18 protein-coding genes are annotated in these 18523 nt (G+C 68.8%); 9 read left to right on the top strand and 9 right to left on the bottom strand.

All coding sequences use genetic code 11. The features are described from left to right. Positions 1 to 56 precede the first annotated feature (56 nt). A complete protein-coding gene (locus tag ACFVJ3_RS11885; protein WP_378452230.1) occupies positions 57 to 317 on the top strand; it encodes a WhiB family transcriptional regulator in 261 nt (86 codons plus the stop codon). Positions 318 to 349: 32 nt separating this feature from the next. Here ACFVJ3_RS11885 and ACFVJ3_RS11880 read toward each other — a convergent pair whose 3' ends face one another. From ACFVJ3_RS11880 to ACFVJ3_RS11870, 3 genes are all read right to left on the bottom strand, one after another. Continuing rightward, on the bottom strand, positions 350 to 2398 hold the full coding sequence (locus ACFVJ3_RS11880; RefSeq protein WP_378452229.1) for a prolyl oligopeptidase family serine peptidase: 2049 nt from the start codon (positions 2396 to 2398) through the stop codon (positions 350 to 352). Positions 2399 to 2446: 48 nt separating this feature from the next. Continuing rightward, positions 2447 to 3460 (bottom strand): iron-siderophore ABC transporter substrate-binding protein, encoded by a 1014-nt coding sequence (locus ACFVJ3_RS11875; protein ID WP_378452228.1) that lies wholly within the window; start codon positions 3458 to 3460, stop codon positions 2447 to 2449. 62 nt (positions 3461 to 3522) lie between these two features. Beyond that, positions 3523 to 4146, bottom strand: coding sequence for a GNAT family N-acetyltransferase (locus ACFVJ3_RS11870; RefSeq protein WP_378452227.1), 624 nt, complete (start codon positions 4144 to 4146; stop codon positions 3523 to 3525). Between the two features lie 129 nt (positions 4147 to 4275). Here ACFVJ3_RS11870 and fdhD point away from each other — a divergent pair, with 129 nt between their 5' ends. Continuing rightward, positions 4276 to 5103 carry a formate dehydrogenase accessory sulfurtransferase FdhD gene (fdhD, locus tag ACFVJ3_RS11865; RefSeq protein WP_378452226.1) on the top strand — a complete coding sequence of 276 codons (828 nt, stop codon included), beginning with the start codon at positions 4276 to 4278 and terminating at the stop codon, positions 5101 to 5103. Between the two features lie 10 nt (positions 5104 to 5113). On the opposite strand, the gene ACFVJ3_RS11860 is transcribed toward fdhD, so the two are convergent. Together ACFVJ3_RS11860 and ACFVJ3_RS11855 are read right to left on the bottom strand one after the other, a co-directional pair. Next, entirely contained in the window at positions 5114 to 5755 is a 642-nt protein-coding gene (locus ACFVJ3_RS11860) for a 3-oxoacid CoA-transferase subunit B (RefSeq protein ID WP_378452225.1), read from the bottom strand. Next, entirely contained in the window at positions 5752 to 6501 is a 750-nt protein-coding gene (locus tag ACFVJ3_RS11855) for a CoA transferase subunit A (protein WP_005248111.1), read from the bottom strand. Before ACFVJ3_RS11855 ends, ACFVJ3_RS11860 begins: the two co-directional genes overlap by 4 nt. 152 nt (positions 6502 to 6653) lie before the next feature. On the opposite strand from ACFVJ3_RS11855, the gene pcaH reads away from it, so the two are divergent. Genes pcaH through ACFVJ3_RS11825 form a run of 6 tightly spaced genes read left to right on the top strand, consistent with a single transcriptional unit; the run spans position 6654 to position 12630 of the window. Beyond that, a complete protein-coding gene (pcaH, locus tag ACFVJ3_RS11850; RefSeq protein WP_378452224.1) occupies positions 6654 to 7367 on the top strand; it encodes a protocatechuate 3,4-dioxygenase subunit beta in 714 nt (237 codons plus the stop codon). Further along, the gene (pcaG, locus tag ACFVJ3_RS11845; protein ID WP_378452223.1) at positions 7367 to 8008 is read left to right on the top strand and encodes a protocatechuate 3,4-dioxygenase subunit alpha; all 642 of its coding nucleotides are present in this window, start codon (positions 7367 to 7369) and stop codon (positions 8006 to 8008) included. The genes pcaH and pcaG overlap by 1 nt, the downstream gene beginning before the upstream one ends. Before the next feature lie 28 nt (positions 8009 to 8036). After that, positions 8037 to 9389 (top strand): 3-carboxy-cis,cis-muconate cycloisomerase, encoded by a 1353-nt coding sequence (pcaB, locus tag ACFVJ3_RS11840; protein ID WP_378452222.1) that lies wholly within the window; start codon positions 8037 to 8039, stop codon positions 9387 to 9389. Beyond that, entirely contained in the window at positions 9386 to 10588 is a 1203-nt protein-coding gene (pcaD, locus tag ACFVJ3_RS11835) for a 3-oxoadipate enol-lactonase (protein WP_378452221.1), read from the top strand. The genes pcaB and pcaD overlap by 4 nt, the downstream gene beginning before the upstream one ends. Then, entirely contained in the window at positions 10585 to 11382 is a 798-nt protein-coding gene (locus tag ACFVJ3_RS11830) for an IclR family transcriptional regulator (protein WP_378452220.1), read from the top strand. The genes pcaD and ACFVJ3_RS11830 overlap by 4 nt, the downstream gene beginning before the upstream one ends. 36 nt (positions 11383 to 11418) lie before the next feature. After that, entirely contained in the window at positions 11419 to 12630 is a 1212-nt protein-coding gene (locus tag ACFVJ3_RS11825) for an acetyl-CoA C-acetyltransferase (protein WP_378452262.1), read from the top strand. Between the two features lie 21 nt (positions 12631 to 12651). Here ACFVJ3_RS11825 and hutH read toward each other — a convergent pair whose 3' ends face one another. The 3 genes from hutH to ACFVJ3_RS11810 are packed head-to-tail and all read right to left on the bottom strand — an operon-like array spanning position 12652 to position 16825. After that, positions 12652 to 14238 carry a histidine ammonia-lyase gene (gene hutH / locus ACFVJ3_RS11820; protein ID WP_378452219.1) on the bottom strand — a complete coding sequence of 529 codons (1587 nt, stop codon included), beginning with the start codon at positions 14236 to 14238 and terminating at the stop codon, positions 12652 to 12654. Further along, complete coding sequence (locus tag ACFVJ3_RS11815; protein ID WP_378452218.1) at positions 14235 to 15443, bottom strand: amidohydrolase; 1209 nt, start codon at positions 15441 to 15443, stop codon at positions 14235 to 14237. Before ACFVJ3_RS11815 ends, hutH begins: the two co-directional genes overlap by 4 nt. Further along, complete coding sequence (locus ACFVJ3_RS11810) at positions 15440 to 16825, bottom strand: MFS transporter (RefSeq protein WP_378452217.1); 1386 nt, start codon at positions 16823 to 16825, stop codon at positions 15440 to 15442. The genes ACFVJ3_RS11815 and ACFVJ3_RS11810 overlap by 4 nt, the downstream gene beginning before the upstream one ends. Positions 16826 to 16967: 142 nt before the next feature. On the opposite strand from ACFVJ3_RS11810, the gene ACFVJ3_RS11805 reads away from it, so the two are divergent. Beyond that, positions 16968 to 17987: an Lrp/AsnC family transcriptional regulator gene (locus ACFVJ3_RS11805; RefSeq protein ID WP_378452216.1), complete on the top strand. Its 1020-nt coding sequence runs from the start codon at positions 16968 to 16970 to the stop codon at positions 17985 to 17987. Between the two features lie 16 nt (positions 17988 to 18003). Here the strand turns inward: ACFVJ3_RS11805 and ACFVJ3_RS11800 are convergent, their stop codons facing one another. Then, the gene (locus tag ACFVJ3_RS11800) at positions 18004 to 18495 is read right to left on the bottom strand and encodes a metallophosphoesterase family protein (RefSeq protein ID WP_378452215.1); all 492 of its coding nucleotides are present in this window, start codon (positions 18493 to 18495) and stop codon (positions 18004 to 18006) included. Between the last annotated feature and the right edge of the window lie 28 nt (positions 18496 to 18523).

Genomic DNA, 18523 nt, shown 5'->3' with positions numbered 1-18523 from the left:
AGATCCCTCCACCACCTTTACCGACCGACCTTCTCCCGGGAAGGGGAGATCTCCCGATGACCGACGTCCTGGACACGACCCTGTCCACCCTGTTGCCTGCCTCCGACGACCCCGCGGGCTGGGTCGACGCCGCGTGCCGCGCCGACCCGGAGCCGGACCGGTGGTTCCCGTTCCCGACCGAGGATTTCGCGTACGCGCGCGACGTCTGTCAGCATTGCGCACTGAGGATGCGCTGTGAGCTGTTCGCCAGGGCCACCGGTCAGACCGGCGTATGGGGTGGCAAGGAATTCGATCGGGGTCGCGAGAAGCGGACGTGAACTCCGCCTCGGAGCGGCCCCGGTCCGCCGGGCTACCGGCCCAGGATCTCGGGCAGCGCGACGTCCTCGCCCCGCACGTGCTCGGAGAGGAAAGACAGCACCACCTGGTACCAGACCTTCGCGTTCTGCGGGGTGAGGATCCAGTGGTTCTCGTCCGGGAAGTAGAGGAAGCGGTGTTCGGTGCGACCGTCGTCGTCCGCAGGCAACCCCGACTCGGACAGCAGCTCGAACCACAGCCGCAACCCGTCGCCGATCGGTACGCGAAAGTCCTTGTCGCCGTGAATGACCAGCATCGGAGTGACGATGTCCGCGACGAACAGGTGCGGCGAGTTCTCCACCGCCATCTCGGGCGTCATTTCCCGCTGCCAGTACCAGGCGGCGTCGGTGGTGGGGCCGAACTGGTCCAGCGCCCACAGACTCGCGTGGGTGACGATCGCCTTGAACCGGTCGGTGTGTCCGGCGATCCAGTTGGCCATGTAACCGCCGAACGATCCGCCCATCGCCGCGGTGCGCTTCTCGTCGATCTCCGGCAACGCCACCGCGGCGTCGGTGATCGCCATGAGATCGGTGAACGGGGCCTTTCCCCACTTACCCCAGCCCCGCTCGACGAACTCCTGCCCGTAGCCGGTGGACAGCGCCGGATCCGGCAGCAGCACGGCGTATCCCCGCGCCACGAGCAGCCACGGATTCCATCGCCACGACCAGGTGTTCCACGAACCGAGGGGGCCGCCGTGCACCCATAGCGCGAGAGGTACCGGCGCGTGAGCGGAGGCGCCGGTCGGCACCGCGAGCCACGCGCGCACCGCCGCGCCGTCGGCGGCGACCGTCTCGACCTCCGTCAGCGTGCCCGGCAACTCGGGGAGCTCGGCGGGCGCCTTCAGCAGTGACACGGCGCCGGTGCTGATGTCGATGCGCGCCGGGTGCGGCGGCGCCGCGTACGACGCACGCAGTGCGAACACCGTCGACCCGTCGGGGGCCACCTGCAGGTCGGTGTACGCGCAGTCGTCGGTCGTCACCGGTGTCGGGTCCGCGCCGTCACGGAGCAGGAAGATCGGTGCGCGCCCGCGGTCGTCGGCGGTGACGAGGAGCCCCGAGCCGTCGGACAGCCAGACCACAGACGTGGCCCACCGGTCCCATCCCGGCACCACCTCCGTGACGGTCCCCGTGTCGAAGCTGTAGCGGTGCAGCGTGAATCGAGGCGCGGAGTCGGGTGTCGCATGCGATTCCCGCGTGAACACGATGCGCCGTCCGTCCGGGGAGATCACGGGGTCCGACAGATCGGCGTCGGCGTCGTCGACGAGGACCGTGTGCGTCCCCGTTTCGGTGTCGACGCGCACCAGGATGTTCCGGATCGACGCCAGCGGACCGGGAACCGTCCACGAGGTCACGACGAAGGCGCCGTCGTCGCTCAGCGCGTAGTTCGCCTCCCGCAGCGCCGGACCCGGCATCGGGGTGAGGTCGGTCAACTCCGGCTCCGGCCCGTTGTCCGCGAGCGCGTCCAGCGGGGCGGACAGGAGGTGGGGCACCTCGGGACCGAGATCGTGGTCCCAGTAGCGAATCGGGTAGCCCGTGTGCAGGATCGCCGAGACCTTCTTCTCCTTGCGCTGGGCGCGCACCCGCTCGTCGTCGGTGGACTCGCCGGATCTCCCCAGAACCCCGGTGGTGACGACGAAACGCGGCGCGCACCGAGCGGCGCGGACCCCGGTGATGCCGCCGCCGCGGCGCGCGACGACCACCGCCTCGCCGCCCCGCGCGGGCAGTCGCCACAGGTCGTCGGGCAGGTCGTCCTCGTCCTGCGTCGGACGCGAGGACGTGAAGAGGAGATCGCCGTCGCTGGTGAACGTCGGGTTGGACTCCCCACTGCGACCACGGGTGAGCCGGCGCGCCGCGAACTCGCCGGTGGGATCGATCTCCCACAGCGCGGTGACGTACTTCGTCGACTTCTCGTCGAGCGTCGACTGCGCGACGACGAGCCTTCGCCCGTCCGCGGACAGCGCGAGGCCGCCGACGCGGCCGAGCGCGAGGTAGTCGTCGAGGTCGTCGAAGGGAGTTCCGGCGTGGAGTTCAGGAATCGCGGTCACGAGTCGTTGGTATCACGAACCGGGCTCACACCGTCGGACATCCGCGTCTCAGGCGAGCAGGGGCGCGACCCGCGGCGGGATCTCGTTCAACGCGTACGGCAGGCTCAATACGGTGCTCCATGCCATCGCCTCGGCGGCGGCGTCCTCGAGCGTGATCGTGCGGCCCGCCTTCACCACGTCGAGTTCCTGATAGATCGGCGTCTTGTCGAGTTCCGTGCGCAGCTTGTCGCCGTAACCGCCCCCCGCGTACCAGACGAGGAGGTCGACGTTCGCGAGCGACAGCTGCTCCGTGCTGATCTCGGCGAAGTTGCCGGTGATCTGCTCTGTCACAGCGGGGTTGACGAAGCCGAGTTCGGTGAAGAAGCGGACCTTCGGGTCCTCCGGGCCGTACACGCCGAACTGCCCCGGGCCCTTGAGCGCGCCGACGAGGACGGTCTTCCCCGCGAATGCCGGGTTGGCGGCCCGGACGTCGGCGAACTGCGTCTCGACGGAGGACACCAGCTCGGCAGCCTTGTCCTTCTTACCGAGCGCGTCGCCGAGAATCCTCGTCTGGTCCTGCCACGGGACGCCGTAGTCGGCGAAGTCCGCGGGCTGCGCCACCGTCGGCGCGATGGCGCTCAGCTTGTCGTACTGGGCCTGGGTGAGGCCGGAGTAGGTGCCGACCACCAGGTCCGGGGCGAGGGTCGCGACCTTCTCGAAGTCGATGTTGGTGGATGCCGTGCCCACGATCTCGGGCTGCGCATCGCCGAGGAGGTCCTGCGCCCACGGCCACACGCCGTAGGGGTAGTCGCCGTACCAGTCGAACGTGCCGGCCAGCGTGCCGCCGAGCGCGAGGATCGTGTCCTGGTCGTTGTAGCCGACACTGACGATGCGCTGCGGGTCGGTCGGCACCTGGGTTTCGCCGTACTTGTGGGCGATGACGGGGCCCGACGGCTCACTGCCGGTGCCGGAGCCGTCGCCGTCCGAGCTGCTGCAGGCCGCGGCGAACGCGAGCAGCGCTCCCCCGGTGCCCACGAGGAATCCGCGTCGGCTCAGGCCGATCCTCTGTTGACCCACGTTCATGCGGCGACCCTCTCGTCTACCAGGTACTACGATCCACTTAGGTAAGGCTTGCCGAGCTTAGCCTAAGGGGTCGCACGAACGGGTTCCCGCCACATCGCCCACAGCGTCGGCCCGCCGTCCGGTATCCGGATCTCGCCGGTGACGTCGAAGCCGAAGCGCTGGTAGTAGGAGATGTTGTCTTCCTTGCTCGACTCCAGATACGCGGGGAGCCCCTCGGCATCACAACGGTCCAGCCGCGACTGCAACAGCGCCTTCCCATAGCCGCCGCCCCGTCCCGCGCTCGACGTTCCGATCGTCGCCAGATACCAGTGCGCGGGATCGACCGGGTGTGCGTCCTCGACGGTTCCGCTCACCGCGGCCCCGACGCCCAGCCGGGTGCCGAACGCGCGGACCAACCCCGGCAGGCTGAGGAGCGACGACAACGTCGACTCCTTCCAGCCGCCCGGCGGATCCCACATGGCGGCCCCGCGGATCACACCGTCGTCGTCTTCGGCCAGCTCGGCTCCGCCCCCGGCGAGGTGGTGATGGCGGATCTCGACCGAGAACAGTCTCGGGAGGCCACGGCGCCTGCGCTCCGGATCCGGCCACATCCACACCATCACGGGGTCGTCGAAGAACGCGTCGGCCAGGACGCGCACCACCTCGGGGAGGTCGGATCTGGTCGCAGCTCGCACGCTCACACCCATGCCCAGAGGGTACGGGCCCATCACGGCGGCGCGCGGGAACGACTGGCCGCAGTCCCTGGTTCGGGGCCACTATGGACTCATGACCCGCCCCTCGTTCACACGTAGTCCGCTCGAATCCGGCGGCAGGTGATGGGCCGCGTCACCGCGCGACGCCCGGTCGTCCGCATCACCGAGCACGGAACGACACGCAGACCCGATGCGCTGGCCGTCGAAGAACCCCTCGAGATCCGGGTCGGCGGCCGTTCGCTGTCGGTGACGATGCGGACACCGGGCGACGACATCGATCTGGTGCACGGGTTCCTGCTGACCGAGGGCGTCATCGAGAGCCGCGACGACGTGTCCGTCGTCCGCTACTGCGACGGCGTCGACGAGAGCGGAGCCAACACGTACAACGTGCTCGATGTGGTTCTGGCCGAGGGCGTCCCGGCGCCGGGTGGACCCGAACGCCGATTCGTCACGTCGTCGGCATGCGGGGTGTGCGGCAAGGCGTCGCTGGACCAGGTGCGGACGCGGTCACGATTCCCGTTGTCCGGCAACGACTTGTCGGTGACGGCGGCCACGCTGTCGTCGATGCCGGCCACCCTGCGGTCGGGTCAGCGCATCTTCGATTCGACGGGCGGACTGCACGCCGCGGGCCTGTTCACACCCGACGGCGCACTCGTCGCGTTGCGCGAGGACGTCGGCAGGCACAACGCCGTCGACAAGGTGCTGGGGTGGGCGCTGACGCAGGATCGGGTGCCGCTGTCGGGCAGCGTCCTGCTCGTCAGCGGGCGCGCGTCCTTCGAACTGGTGCAGAAGTCCGTGATGGCGGGGGTACCGATGCTCGGCGCGGTGTCGGCGCCGTCCTCGCTGGCCGTCGACCTGGCACTGGAATCCGGCACGACGCTCGTCGGCTTCCTCCGCGGGGAGTCGATGAACGTCTATGCCGGAGCCCAGCGCGTGAAGATCGGGGCCTGAGCGGGCTCTTCTAGACGGTGGCGTCGACGAGGAGCTTCGCGCCGGTGGCCGCCTGGACGTCCTCGACGCTGTGGCCGGGAGCGGTCTCGACGAGGCGCAGGCCGTCGGGGGTGACGTCGATGACGGCGAGATCGGTGACGATCTTCTGCACGCAGCGCTTGCCGGTGTACGGCAGCGTGCACTCCTCGAGGATCTTGTGCTCACCCTTCTTGGTGACGTGATCCATCATCACGATGACCTTGCCTGCGCCGTGGACGAGGTCCATCGCGCCGCCCATGCCCTTGACCATGGCGCCCGGGACCATCCAGTTGGACAGGTCGCCGTGGCTGCTGACCTGCATGGCGCCGAGAACGGCCACGTCGACGCTGCCGCCGCGGATCATCGAGAAGGAGTCGGAGGAGGAGAAGAACGCGCCGCCGGCGACCACGGTGATGGTCTCCTTGCCTGCGTTGATCAGCTCGGGGTCGACCTCGTCGTCGGTCGGGTACGGCCCGACGCCGAGGATGCCGTTCTCCGAGTGCAGGATGACATCCTTGCCGGCCGGGATGTGGCCGGGGATCAGGGTGGGCATGCCGATGCCGAGGTTCACATACTGCCCATCCTCCAGCTCGGCTGCGACCCGGGCCGCCATCTCGTCACGCGTCCAGCTCATGCCCGCACCGTCCTGTTCTCGATTCCCGTTTCCTGCTTGCCGACCTCGACCACACGCTGGACGAAGATGCCGGGGGTGTGCACCTCGGCGGGGTCGATCTCGCCGGGCTCGACGAGGTACTCGACCTGCGCGATGGTGATGCGACCGGCGCCGGCGGCGTCCGGGTTGAAGTTGCGGGCCGTCTCCCGGTAGACGAGGTTGCCGAGGCGGTCGCCCTTCCATGCGTGGACCAGCGCGAAGTCGGTGCGGATGGCGCGTTCGAGGACGAAGGCCTCTCCGTCGAACTCGCGGGTCTCCTTGGGCTTGCTCGCCACCGCGATGCCGCCCTGGCCGTCGTAGCGGATCGGCAGACCGCCGTCGGCGACCTGCGTCCCGACACCGGCGGGGGTGTAGAAGGCGGGGATGCCCGCTCCCCCGGCGCGCATGCGCTCGGCCAGCGTGCCCTGCGGGGTGAGCTCGACCTCGAGCTCTCCGCTGAGGTACTGCCGCGCGAATTCCTTGTTGGCGCCGACGTACGAGCTGATCGTGCGCCGGATCCGGTGCTGCTCGAGGAGCAGACCCAGCCCGAAGCCGTCGGTGCCGCAGTTGTTGCTGACCGTCTCGAGGTCGGTCGCACCTTGTGCGAGGAGGGCGTCGATGAGGACCGAGGGGATACCGACGAGGCCGAAGCCGCCCACCGCGAGGGACGCTCCGTCGGGGACATCGGCAACGGCCTCGGCCGCCGTTGCGAAGACTTTGTTGACCATGTGACCCAGGCTACCGCAAAATGTTCGAGTAGTGAACACCCATCCACATTGCGAACAAATTTGGCCCCGCCTGTTGGCCCCATCACAGAACGCGACTACTATGTGCGAATAGCGGCCGACTGTTCACATCGAGAACGTGAGGATTCTTTTCCATGCTGCATCTGCCAGCCCACCACCACGCCGGGCACGACGCCAATGCCCCGCTGCTGTTCCCCGAGTACAAGACGACTCGGCTGCGCAGCCCCAAGAACGACCTGATCCTGGTCCCGCAGCGACTCGGCGAGATCACCGGTCCGGTCTTCGGCGACGCCGACATCGCCAAGGGTGAGAACGACATGACCCACGCCAACGGCGGCGAGGCCCAGGGACAGCGCATCATCGTCCACGGCCGCGTCCTCGACAGTGCGGGCAAGCCCATCCCCGACACCCTCCTCGAGGTGTGGCAGGCCAACGCCGGCGGCCGCTACCGCCACAAGATGGACTCCTGGCCGGCCCCTCTCGACCCCTACTTCAACGGTGTCGCCCGCTGCCTGACCGACAAGCAGGGCCACTACGAGTTCACGACCATCAAGCCCGGCGCCTACCCGTGGGGCAACCACCACAACGCGTGGCGGCCCGCTCACATCCACTTCTCCTTGTTCGGTCAGGCGTTCACCCAGCGACTGGTCACGCAGATGTACTTCCCGGACGATCCGTTCTTCTTCCAGGACCCGATCTACAACTCGGTGCCCGAAGCGGCCCGCGAGCGGATGATCAGCACGTTCGACTACGACCACACCCGCGACAACTGGGCCGTCGGATTCAAGTTCGACATCGTCCTGCGCGGTCAGGACGCCACCCCGTTCGAGGACCCGGAGGGCCACTGATGATCGACACCCAGAACCCCGACGCCCCCCGCTACCCGGTCTTCGCCAAGAGCCAGGACCAGGTGTCGTTCGGCGTCACCCCGTCCCAGACCGTCGGCCCGTACGTCCACATCGGTCTCTTCCCCACGTGGGAGAACAGCGGCGACGCCGTCCCCGAGGATGCGCCGGGCCGAATCGACGTGTCCTTCGACGTCATCGACGGCGCCGGTCAGCCCATCGGCGACGCGATGATCGAAACCTGGCAGGCGGATGCCGCGGGCCGATTCGACAGCCCCACCGATCCCCGCGGTGCCGCCGAGGCGACCCCCACCGGCTTCCGCAGCCTGGCCCGCGTGTTCGCCGACGAAAGCGGCACGATCGTGGTGCACACCGTCAAGCCGGGCGCACTCCCCGCCGAGAACGGCGCCGTCGAGGCCCCGCACATCAACGTCGGACTGTTCGCCCGCGGCATGCTCGAGCGGCTGTACACCCGCCTCTACTTTCCCGAGGACACGGCCGCGCACGCGTCGGACCCCGTGCTCTCCGCCGTCCCGGAAGCAGACCGCCCCAAGCTGATCGCGGAGAAGACCGGTCGCGGATACCACCTGACGATCCACGTGCAGAACACGGACGGACGGGAAACCCCGTTCTTCGCCCTGTAGTCGGTCACAACCCAGAAAGGTGTCGCGCGTGAACTCTCCGGAGCCTTCCCGGGGTGCCCTGTTCGATCCGACGTTCGGTGCCGGCGAGTTGTCGGCACTGCTCTCGGACCGGGCGTGGGTCACCGCGATGGTCGAGGTCGAGGGGGCACTGGCCCGGGCGGAGGCGAAGTGCGACGTCATCCCCGCCGCGTCCGCCGACGCCATCTCGTCGGTGTTCGCGCGCGTCGTCGCCGAGGGCTCCGTGGATGTGGGAGCCCTCGGCGAGGCGGCCGCAGCGGGGGGTAATCCCGTGATCCCGCTGGTGAAACTGCTCCGCGACGAGGTCGCGGCCGCCGATTCCGGAGTGCCCGGAAGCCACGTGCACAAGGGCGCCACGAGTCAGGACATTCTCGACACCGCCCTGATGCTGCTGTGCCGCCGGTCGGGTGCGCACATCCTGGCGTCCCTCGACGAGGCGGTGCTCTGCGCCGAGGCGCTCGCGCGGGCCCAGCGCGACACCCCGATCGCCGGCCGCACACTCGGCCAGCAGGCCCTCCCCACCACGTTCGGCGTGCTCGCCGCCGGGTGGATGACGGCGCTGCACAGGGCTTCTCGCGCGCTGTTCGATGCACTCGACGCCCTCCCCGTGCAACTCGGGGGTGCGGCCGGAACGTCCGCGGCGCTCTACCCGCACGGCCTCGACGTCGCCGACGTGCTCGCCGACGAGCTCGGGCTGGCACGTCAGGACGTTCCCTGGCACACCGATCGCACCCGCATCGCACTGCTCGCGTCGGCGCTCGGAGCGGCCGCGGGCGCGGTGTCGAAGATCGCCACCGACATCGTGTTCCTGTCGTCCACCGAGGTCGGCGAGGTCAGCGAAGGGTCACCCGGCGGTTCGTCGGCCATGCCGCACAAGCGCAATCCGGTCGCCGCGATCGCGGCCCGCGCCGCGGCCCGCCGCACCCCGGGACTCGTCGCGACGATCCTCGGCTCGATGGATCACGAGCAGCAGCGCGCCGCGGGTGCCTGGCACGCCGAGTGGGAAACGCTCACGGACCTGCTGCGCCTCACCGGCGGAGCCGTCGCGCGCATCGCCGACTCGCTCGGCGGGCTGAACGTCCACCCCGATGCGATGGCCCGCAACCTCGACATCACCGGTGGCCTGCTCCTCGCGGAACGAGTCACCGGCGCCCTGTCGGCCCGCACCGACAACGCGCGCGACCTCGTGACCGCCGCGTGCGAGACCGGACACCCTCTCGACGAGGATCCGGGGCTCCTCGAATACCTGCAGGCGGACGAGATCCGCGCCCTGCTCGACCCCGCCGGATACCTCGGCCACGCCCACGACATCGTCGACCGCGCACTGGAAACAGTGGCCCGCGGCCGGGAAGGAACGCGATGACAGTCGCACTCGCACACGAAATCTCCGGACCCCGCAGCGGCGCGGCGGACGCCCCCGTCGTCGTCCTGCTCGGATCGCTCGGTTCCAACCGGTCCATGTGGGACCCGCAGATCGCGGCGCTGTCCGACGAATGCCGGGTCGTCGCCGTCGATCAACGCGGCCACGGAGAATCGCCGGCACCGGACGGCCCGTACTCCGTCCGCGAACTGTCCGAGGACGTCCTCGCCCTGCTCGACTCGCTCGGAGTCGACGCCGCCCACATCGTCGGTCTGTCCATGGGCGGGGCGATCGCCCAATGGCTCGGGGCGCACGCTCCGCGCCGGGTGCTGTCGCTGTCGCTGCTGTGCACCGCCGCGAAGTTCGGCGAACCGCAGGGATGGATCGAGCGGGCCGCCGCGTCGCGCACCGACGGTCCGGAGTCGCTCGCGGATGCCGTTGTCGCACGCTGGTTCAGCGAGGGGCTCGCCAAGCGTGATCCGGAATTCGTCCGGCACTACCGCGAGATGATCGCGTCGACGTCCCCCGAGGGATACGCCGCATGCTGCGACGCCCTCGCCGACTGGGATTTCACCGCCGATCTGTCCCGCATCAGCGCACCGACACTGGTGATCGCGGGCGAGGAGGATCCGTCCACCCCGCCGTCGGTCATGCAGATCCTCGCGGACGGCATCACCGGTGCCCGGTTCGAGGTGCTCTCCCCCGCCGCCCACGTCGCGAACCTGGAGCAGGCAGGCGCCGTCACGGCGCTGCTGCGCGAACACATCGCCGGCGGCGGATACGCGCGCGGACGACGCGCCGCGCACGCACAGGGAATGACGGTGCGCCGCTCGATACTCGGCGACGCGCACGTGGACCGCTCCGTGGCGGGAACCACCGACTTCACGGCACCGTTCCAGGACTTCATCACCCGCACCGCGTGGGGCGACATCTGGTCGCGCCCCGGGCTGGACCACGAGATGCGGCGGCTGCTCACGATCGCCGTCCTCACCGCGGTCGGTAACGACCACGAACTCGACATGCACATCCGGGCCGCGCTCCGCGCGGGTGTCGACGCCGACAAGATCGGCGAGGTGCTCCTCCACACCTCCGTCTACGCCGGAGTGCCCAACAGCAATCTCGGGTTCGCACTCGGCAAACAGGCCCTCGCCGACCTGTCCTCCACCGACACCGGGGCCACGGAGGAGAATTCGCAGACATGACCGCTACCGAACCGACGGAGAAGATCCTCCCGTCCCCCGACTACGTGCAGTCCCTGGCCCGGGGCCTCGCCGTGATCCGCTGCTTCGACGACCGGAATCAGCGGCGCACGCTCAGTGACGTCGCCCGCGCCACCGACCTGACCCGCGCCACCGCACGCCGATTTCTGCTCACCCTCGTCGAGCTCGGCTACGTGGCCACGGACGGTTCCGCGTTCTGGCTCACCCCGCGGGTTCTCGAACTCGGATACAGCTACCTGTCGAGTCTGTCGCTGCCGGAGGTCGCGCAGCCACACCTCGAGAGGCTGAGCCACAAGGTCCACGAGTCGTCGTCGGTGTCGATCCTCGACGGTGCCGACATCGTCTACGTCGCCCGTGTGCCCGTCAGCCGGATCATGACGGTGGGCATCACCATCGGCACCCGGCTCCCCGCGTACGCCACCTCGATGGGCCGGGTCCTGCTGGCGGGACTGCCCGACGACGAACTCGACGCGTACCTCGAAAAGCTCGACATCCAGCGGCTCACCGAACGCACGATCACGGCCCGCGACGAGCTGAAAGCTGCGATTCTCGCGGTCCGCGCGGACGGTATCTGCGTACTCGACCAGGAACTCGAGGCAGGCCTGCGGTCGATGGCCGCCCCGATCCGCAATGCCTCCGGGCTGACCGTCGCCGCGGTGAACATCTCCACTCCGGCCGCGCGATACAGCCTCGAGGATCTGCATTCCGCTCTCATCCCGTCGCTGCGGGTCACCGCAACCGACATCGAACAGGACCTCGCCACCGTCAATCGCTGACGCAGTGCCCGAGGAATCTTCATGAAAGGTCATCCCATGCGTGACGTCGTCATCTGCGAGCCCCTGCGAACGCCGGTCGGGCGCTTCGGCGGAGTGTTCAAGGACATCACCCCTCAGAGTCTCGCGGCCACCGTCATCACGGCGCTCGTCGAACGCACCGGCATCGAGGGCAGCCAGATCGACGACGTCATCCTGGGCCAGGCGTCCCCGGGCGGGGAGGCCCCGGCCATCGGCCGGATCGCGGCCCTCGACGCCGGACTCGGCATCGACGTCCCGGGCATGCAGGTGGATCGTCGCTGCGGATCCGGTCTGCAAGCGGTCATCACCGCCGTGCTGCAGGTGGCGTCCGGCGGCAACGACCTCGTCCTCGCCGGTGGCGCCGAATCCATGAGCCAGGCCGAGTTCTACACCAACCCGAACATCCGCTGGGGAGTCAAGGGCGAAGGGGTGCAACTCGCAGACCGGCTCGCCCGCGCCCGCGTCACCGCCGGCGGCGCGAACTTCCCCGTGCCCGGCGGCATGATCGAGACCGCCGAGAACCTCCGCGCCGAATTCGACATCAGCCGTGAGGACCAGGACGCGCTCGCCGTGCAGTCGCACCAGCGTGCCGTCGCCGCGCAGGAATCCGGCCGCTTCGCCGAGGAAATCGTCGGAGTGACGGTGCCGCAACGCAAGTCGGACCCGCTCGTCGTCGACAAGGACGAGCACCCGCGCGCCGACACCACGGTGGAGTCGCTGTCCAAGCTCCGCGCCATCCGCTCCAAGATCGACTCCGCCTCCACCGTCACCGCAGGCAACGCCAGCGGGCAGAACGACGGCGCCGCCGTGTGCATCGTGACGACCGCCGAGAAGGCGAAGGAACTCGGGCTGAAGCCCCTCGCCCGCATGGCGTCCTGGGCCGTGGCCGGCGTCCCCCCGCGCACGATGGGCATCGGCCCGGTGCCCGCCACGGAGAAGGCTCTCGGTCAGCTCGGACTGTCACTGTCCGACATCGGTGTCATCGAACTGAACGAGGCCTTCGCCGCGCAGACCCTCGCCGTCCTCCGGAGCTGGGATCTCGACCCCACCGACGAACGTCTCAACCCCAACGGATCCGGTATCTCCCTCGGACACCCCGTCGGTGCCACCGGCGGCCGCATTCTCGCCACCCTCCTGCGGGAGATGGACCGTCGCGAATCCCGGTACGGGCTCGAGACGATGTGCATCGGCGGCGGCCAGGGACTGGCCGCGGTGTTCGAGCGGGTCTGACGCAGAAACGCGGGTCTGTCGTCAGGCCAGCGCACCCACGACACCCTCGGCGGTCCCGAGCAACCTGCCCGAGGCCGCGAGGGTGACCGCGGCCTCGATCTCCGGCGCGAGGTGACGGTCGGTCCCCGGTCCGGCGACCTGCTCACGGATCGTGTCCCGCACCGCACCCGTCGCCGGCGACGGCGCCAGCGGGGCACGCAGATCGAGCGCACGAGCGGCCGTCAACGCCTCGATCGCGAGCACCCGGGTCAGTCCGTCGACCGCCCGGCGCAGCTTCCGCGCCGCCGACCACCCCATCGACACGTGGTCCTCCTGCATCGCCGACGACGGAATCGAGTCCACACTCGCCGGCGCCGCCAGCCGCTTCAGCTCCGAGACGATCGCCGCCTGGGTGTACTGCGCGATCATGTGACCGCTGTCCACCCCCGGATCGTCGGCCAGAAACGGCGGCAGCCCGTGATTGCGGGCCACATCGAGGAAGCGGTCGGTGCGGCGCTCGCTCATGCTCGCCACGTCCGCGACGACGATCGCCAGGAAGTCCAGCACGTACCCGACCGGCGCCCCGTGGAAATTACCGTTCGACTCCACCCGACCGTCCACGGTGACCACCGGATTGTCGACGGCACTGGCCAGTTCCCACGACGCCACCCGCTCGGCGTGCGCGAGCGTGTCCCGCGCGGCCCCGGCCACCTGCGGGGCGCACCGCAACGAGTAGGCGTCCTGCACCACGGTGCAATCCGGGCCCGCATGGCTGGCGACGATGCCTGAACCCGCGAGCAACCGCGTCATGTTTTCCGCAGCAGCCGCCTGTCCGGGATGCGGCCGGAGCGCCTGCAGGTCCGCGGCGAACACCCGGTCGGTGCCGAGCAGCCCCTCCACGCTCATCGCCGCCGTCACGTCCGCAAGCGACAGCAGCCCACGCAGATCGTGACACGCCAGCACCAGCATGCCGAGCATGCCGTCGGTGCCGTTGATGAGGGCGAGCCCCTCCTTCTCCTCGAGCACGACGGGTTCGATACCGGCAGCGGACATCGCCTCCGCGGCGGGCTGGAGTTCGTCGTCCGCATCTCGCACCGTGCCCTCACCGATCACCGCGAGCGCGACATGGGCCAGCGGCGCCAGATCACCCGAGCATCCGAGGCTGCCGTACTCGTGGACCACGGGTGTGATGCCGGCCGACAGGAGCGACGCATAGACACGCGCAACCTCTGGGCGCACCCCCGTGCGCCCGGTGGCCAGGGTCGACAACCGCAACAACATGAACGCCCGCACCACTTCTCGCTCGACCTCGGGACCCGACCCCGCCGCGTGGGAGCGGATCAGGCTGCGCTGCAATCGGGCGCGCAATCGAAGCGGAATGTGCCGGGTGGCGAGGGCCCCGAAACCGGTGGACACTCCGTAGACGGGCTTCGGATCCTCGGCGAGATCCTTGATGCGCCGCCGTGACTCGCTCATCGCAAGGAGCGCATCTTCGGACAGCGTCACGGCGGCGCCTCGGCGAGCGACACTCAGCACCTGCTCCGGTGTGACCGCTCCGACGCCGACTACGACGATCTCCTCGGTGCTTGCGCAGTCGTCTCCGTGACGCGCAGCGGTATCGACGCTCATACTTTTTCTTCCCTTCGGAGGTGTGAATTCTGGACGCGGTCGAGCAGTCGTGTGCGCTGATCTCGATCGAGGGCGAGTTCCGCCCCGACCACCGCCATCGCGATTGCCCCGTCCAGTACCGCTTCGTCGGCGGACGGGGAGGTGCCGTGCAGTGCGAACTCGGCCGTGTGATGTGCGGCATCACCGACGTCGTACCCGATGGTCGGGTGGATGGCGGGTAGGACGTGGGAGACGTTTCCCATATCCGTCGACGCGATGTGGTCGCCCGCCCGAGACAGGGCGGTCCGGCCGCGGGCGCCGATCGCCCGGGAGTATGCGCGGGTCATGAAATCGTCCTGTCGCAATTCCGCGAAGTCCTCGCCACAGGGTGTGATGGTCACGTCCGTGCCCGTTGCGAGTGCACCGGCTTCGAGACATGCCCGCACTCTCGCCTGCACCTGCCGGAGCTTGGTCGTCGATGGCGCTCGAATCTCCACTGCCACTCGAGCATTCGACGGAATCACGTTGCAGGCCTGCCCGCCGTCGGTGACGATGATCGATACGACGAGGCCGCGCTCGAGTTGCTGACGCAGGAGTCCGACGGCGTTGTACGCGACCGCTACCGCGTCGAGCGCGTTGGCGCCCAGCCACGGAGCGGTCGCGGCGTGCGAGGACCGGCCCATGTACTCGGCCGTCCACTGGCTCATCGCCAGGGAGGATCCGCCCACCTCGTCCCGCCCGCCCGCGTGCACCATCATGGCGGCGGCGACATCGTCGAATACACCGGCTCTCAGGAGGATGGCCTTCCCGCCGCCCGCTTCCTCGGCAGGGGTTCCCACGAGCTTGATCCGGACATCCAGGGAGTCCGCCACCTCCGCCAACGCGATCGCCGCACCCACCGCGGCGGCGCCGTTGACGTTGTGCCCACACGCATGGCCGATCTCGGGAAGCGCGTCGTATTCGGCGCAGAAGCCGATGGTGAGGGCGCCGGTACCCCTGGTCGCGACGAAGGCCGTCGCCAGGCCCCCGACGCCTGTCGCCGTCTCGAACCCGGCACCTTCCGCGAGGTCGATGATCTTGGATACCGATCGATGTTCCTCGAATGCCAGTTCCGGCTCGTGATGGAGGCTGTGACTCAGGGTGATCAGTGCGCCGGACCAGTTCTTCACCGAGGACTCGATCTTCGCCGCAACATCGGCTGGGACGAGCGCCCTTCGGTCCGTCATGAGAGGTTCGCTCCCTTGCGGTAGCACAGTCCGAGGCCGGCCCCCACGAGGGCGACCGCTGCACACACGCACCACAGCCACACGTAGGACTGCATTGTCACCCCCGCGGAAGTGCTGGTCGCGGAGAGGATTGCGCCGACAGTGGCCGCTCCGATCGCCGCACCCATCGAGAGCGCGAGTTCGTTGATCCCCGCCGCCATCGCGGTCTCGCGGTCGGGTACCGATTCGACGCACAGGGCGCGCGTCGAGGCCTGGTAGCCCCCGAAACCGATGCCGAGCAGAGCGATAGCGGCGAGATACTGGAGCGCCGACGAATGCCAGAGGAGCACACTGCCGAAAGAGGTTGCGATCAGGGCGCCCGACAGGGCTAGTGTCTGCCGTTCGCCCAGCTTGCGCAGCATCGTCGCTGTGGAGAGTGAACTCGCGAGCGCGAACACGTTGAGAGCCAGTGCGACGAGCGCAATCGCGCGAGGCCCGTAGGAGAGGCCGAATCCGCTGTCGTCGGGCGAGGACCCGAGAAAGACTGCATTCGCACCGAAGAAACCGATCGTCGAGAAGGCCAGACAGAAGGTGACCCCGGAGACGACGGCCACGGGCGGGTGGACGAGCATGCGGAGATCCACCATCGGGAACTTCGAGCTCGAGTCGACGCGGATCCACGCAGCGAGACCGATGACGCCAACAGACATCGATCCGATCGTTTCGCCCGACGTCCATCCCCAGTCTGCACCGAGCGACAGGGCGGCCACCACACCGGCCAGACCGAGCGACAGCAGAGCGAAGGACACGAGCGGAATACGGCCGCCCGACCGTGGAGCACCATCGGGGATGAGGAAGCCGGCGATCACCGCCAGGACCGCGACCGGTACCGCGACCCACAGCCCGAGTGTCGCCGACCGCTCGCTGAGGGAGCCCGCGATGACACCGCCGATGCCGACCGCCGCGGTGAGGACGCCGACCAGTAGGCCGACTCCGGTACGGCGACTCGCCGGCGCCTGATGTCGCAGGATCCCGATCAGGAGCGGCATGAAGCCCACGACCGCACCCTGGAGTACGACACCGACCGAGATCGTCAGCACGCTCGGCCACATCGCCATGATCAGTGACCCGGCAGCGACGAGGGCAATGGAGAGGCGCAGGAAGCGGCGGTACCCGAACGAATCGCCCAGTTTGGCGAGTAGTGGTGTCCAGATCGCGAACGCCAACTGGGACAGCAGATAGATCCTGGTCTGTCCGGATGCCGTGATCTGGAGGCTGTCGCCGAGCGACGGCAGCAGTGGTGTGAGATAGCCCTGCGTGACGCCGCTGAGCAACTCGACGGTGGCCATCGAGCCCAGTAGTGCCCCGACCGGGAGCCGCCTTCCCCTCAGGTCCTCACCCACAACCGATATTGTCCGCATCATCGACCTCGACTTCGCTGTGCCTGGTTGTTCCAGGTTGCGCACCCGCGCTGCGACAACTCTCGGTGGCCCACCTCACTAATCTGGAAAGATGACCGGTTTCTCACAGAAGAGGACCAGAAAAATGCCGGATGTAACGTCAGCGATCGCAACCGAGCTCGATCTCGCCATCACCGATGCCCTCCAGCTGAACCCGCGAGTCGACTGGGCAGAGCTGGCTCAGACCCTCGGGCATACACCGAAGACACTCGCGAGAAGGTGGAAGCTGCTGACCGAACGCGGTTCCGCGTGGGTTGCGGTGGTACCCGGCCCGGCATTCGTTCGCCAGGGATGTGCCACATTCCTGGCCGTCCACTGCAGACCTCAGGCGAAGCGCGACGTAGCCCGGGCACTGGTCGCCGAATCGGCTGTGGCGACCCTGTCCAGCACGACCGGCGCTGCGGACTTCCTTCTCGACGTGTTCGTTCCCGGCATCGCAGATCTCGCTCGGCTTCTCGACGACCGGATCGAACGAATCGAAGGAATCACCGCGGTGACATCGATGGTCGCGCTGACCACCTACCGGGAGGGTTCGCGGTGGCGGGTACAGGCGCTGGACCTGGAACAGTCCACTCGCCTGGTGCGGCCGACCCCCTCCACCCGTAGGACACCGCTTCCCTCACTCGACGACCTCGACCGGGCACTGCTTCAGGTCCTGGCGACGGACGGCCGGCAATCCTGGACCGATCTCGCCGCTCGGTGCGGGACGACCGGGCCGACCGCGCGCCGCCGAGTCGAGAGGATGACGGACTCGGGCCGTGTCGCTCTGCGATGCGAGGGAGCTCCCGAACTTCTGGGGCCCGTCGTGCCGACGACCTTCATGATGACCGTTCCGCCGGGTGAGCTGAACACAGCGGGAAACCTGTTGGGCCGCATGCCCAGATGCCGTGTGGTCGAGGCTGTCACAGGGACGTCGACGATCGTCGCCACCATGTGGTTTCGGGCGGCAGCCGAGATCGCGCCGTTCGAGGCCGCCGTGACACGCGAACTCCCGTCACTCGTGATCACCGACAGGTTCATCACCCTGCACATGTACAAGAGGGGCGGGCACGTACTCGACCCCCTCGGCCGTACCACTGGCGTGATCACGTTGGCTGCGTACTGAAGGTCGTCCGGACAACTCACAACCGGTGCAAGTCGACGTCGCCGAGTTCCCCGTCGCGGGCGGTGGCGGTCATGTAGGTGCAGTGCGGCTGGCGCCGTCGATCCGTCGGCGATCCCGGGTTCAGCAGTCGCAGACCGGTTTCCGTGGTGGTGTCCCAGGGGATGTGGCTGTGCCCGAAGATCAGGACGTCGGTGTCCGGGTAGGCGGCGGACATGCGTTTCTCCCTGCCAGCGGAGGCTCCGGTCTCGTGCACGACGGTGATGCGCACGCCGGCGAGGGTCACATCCGCCCGCTCGGGCATCAGGGCGCGCAGGTCGTCGCCGTCGTTGTTGCCCCAGCACGCCACGAGCCGCGCCGATCGCGCCCGCAACGCTTCGAACGTGGGGAGATCGACCCAGTCGCCGGCGTGGATCACCACGTCGGCGCGGTCGACCTCGTCCCACACCCGGGCGGGCAGGTCGCGCGCCCGCTTCGGGACGTGGGTGTCGGCCAGCAGCAATAACCTCACCGTGACAGTCTGCGCCACGTGGCGGGCG

Origin of the sequence: Rhodococcus sp. NPDC127593 (assembly GCF_042671975.1) — a bacterium.
Classification (GTDB): Bacteria; Actinomycetota; Actinomycetes; order Mycobacteriales; family Mycobacteriaceae; genus Rhodococcus_F.
This window is presented reverse-complemented; position numbering and strand designations above follow the sequence as displayed.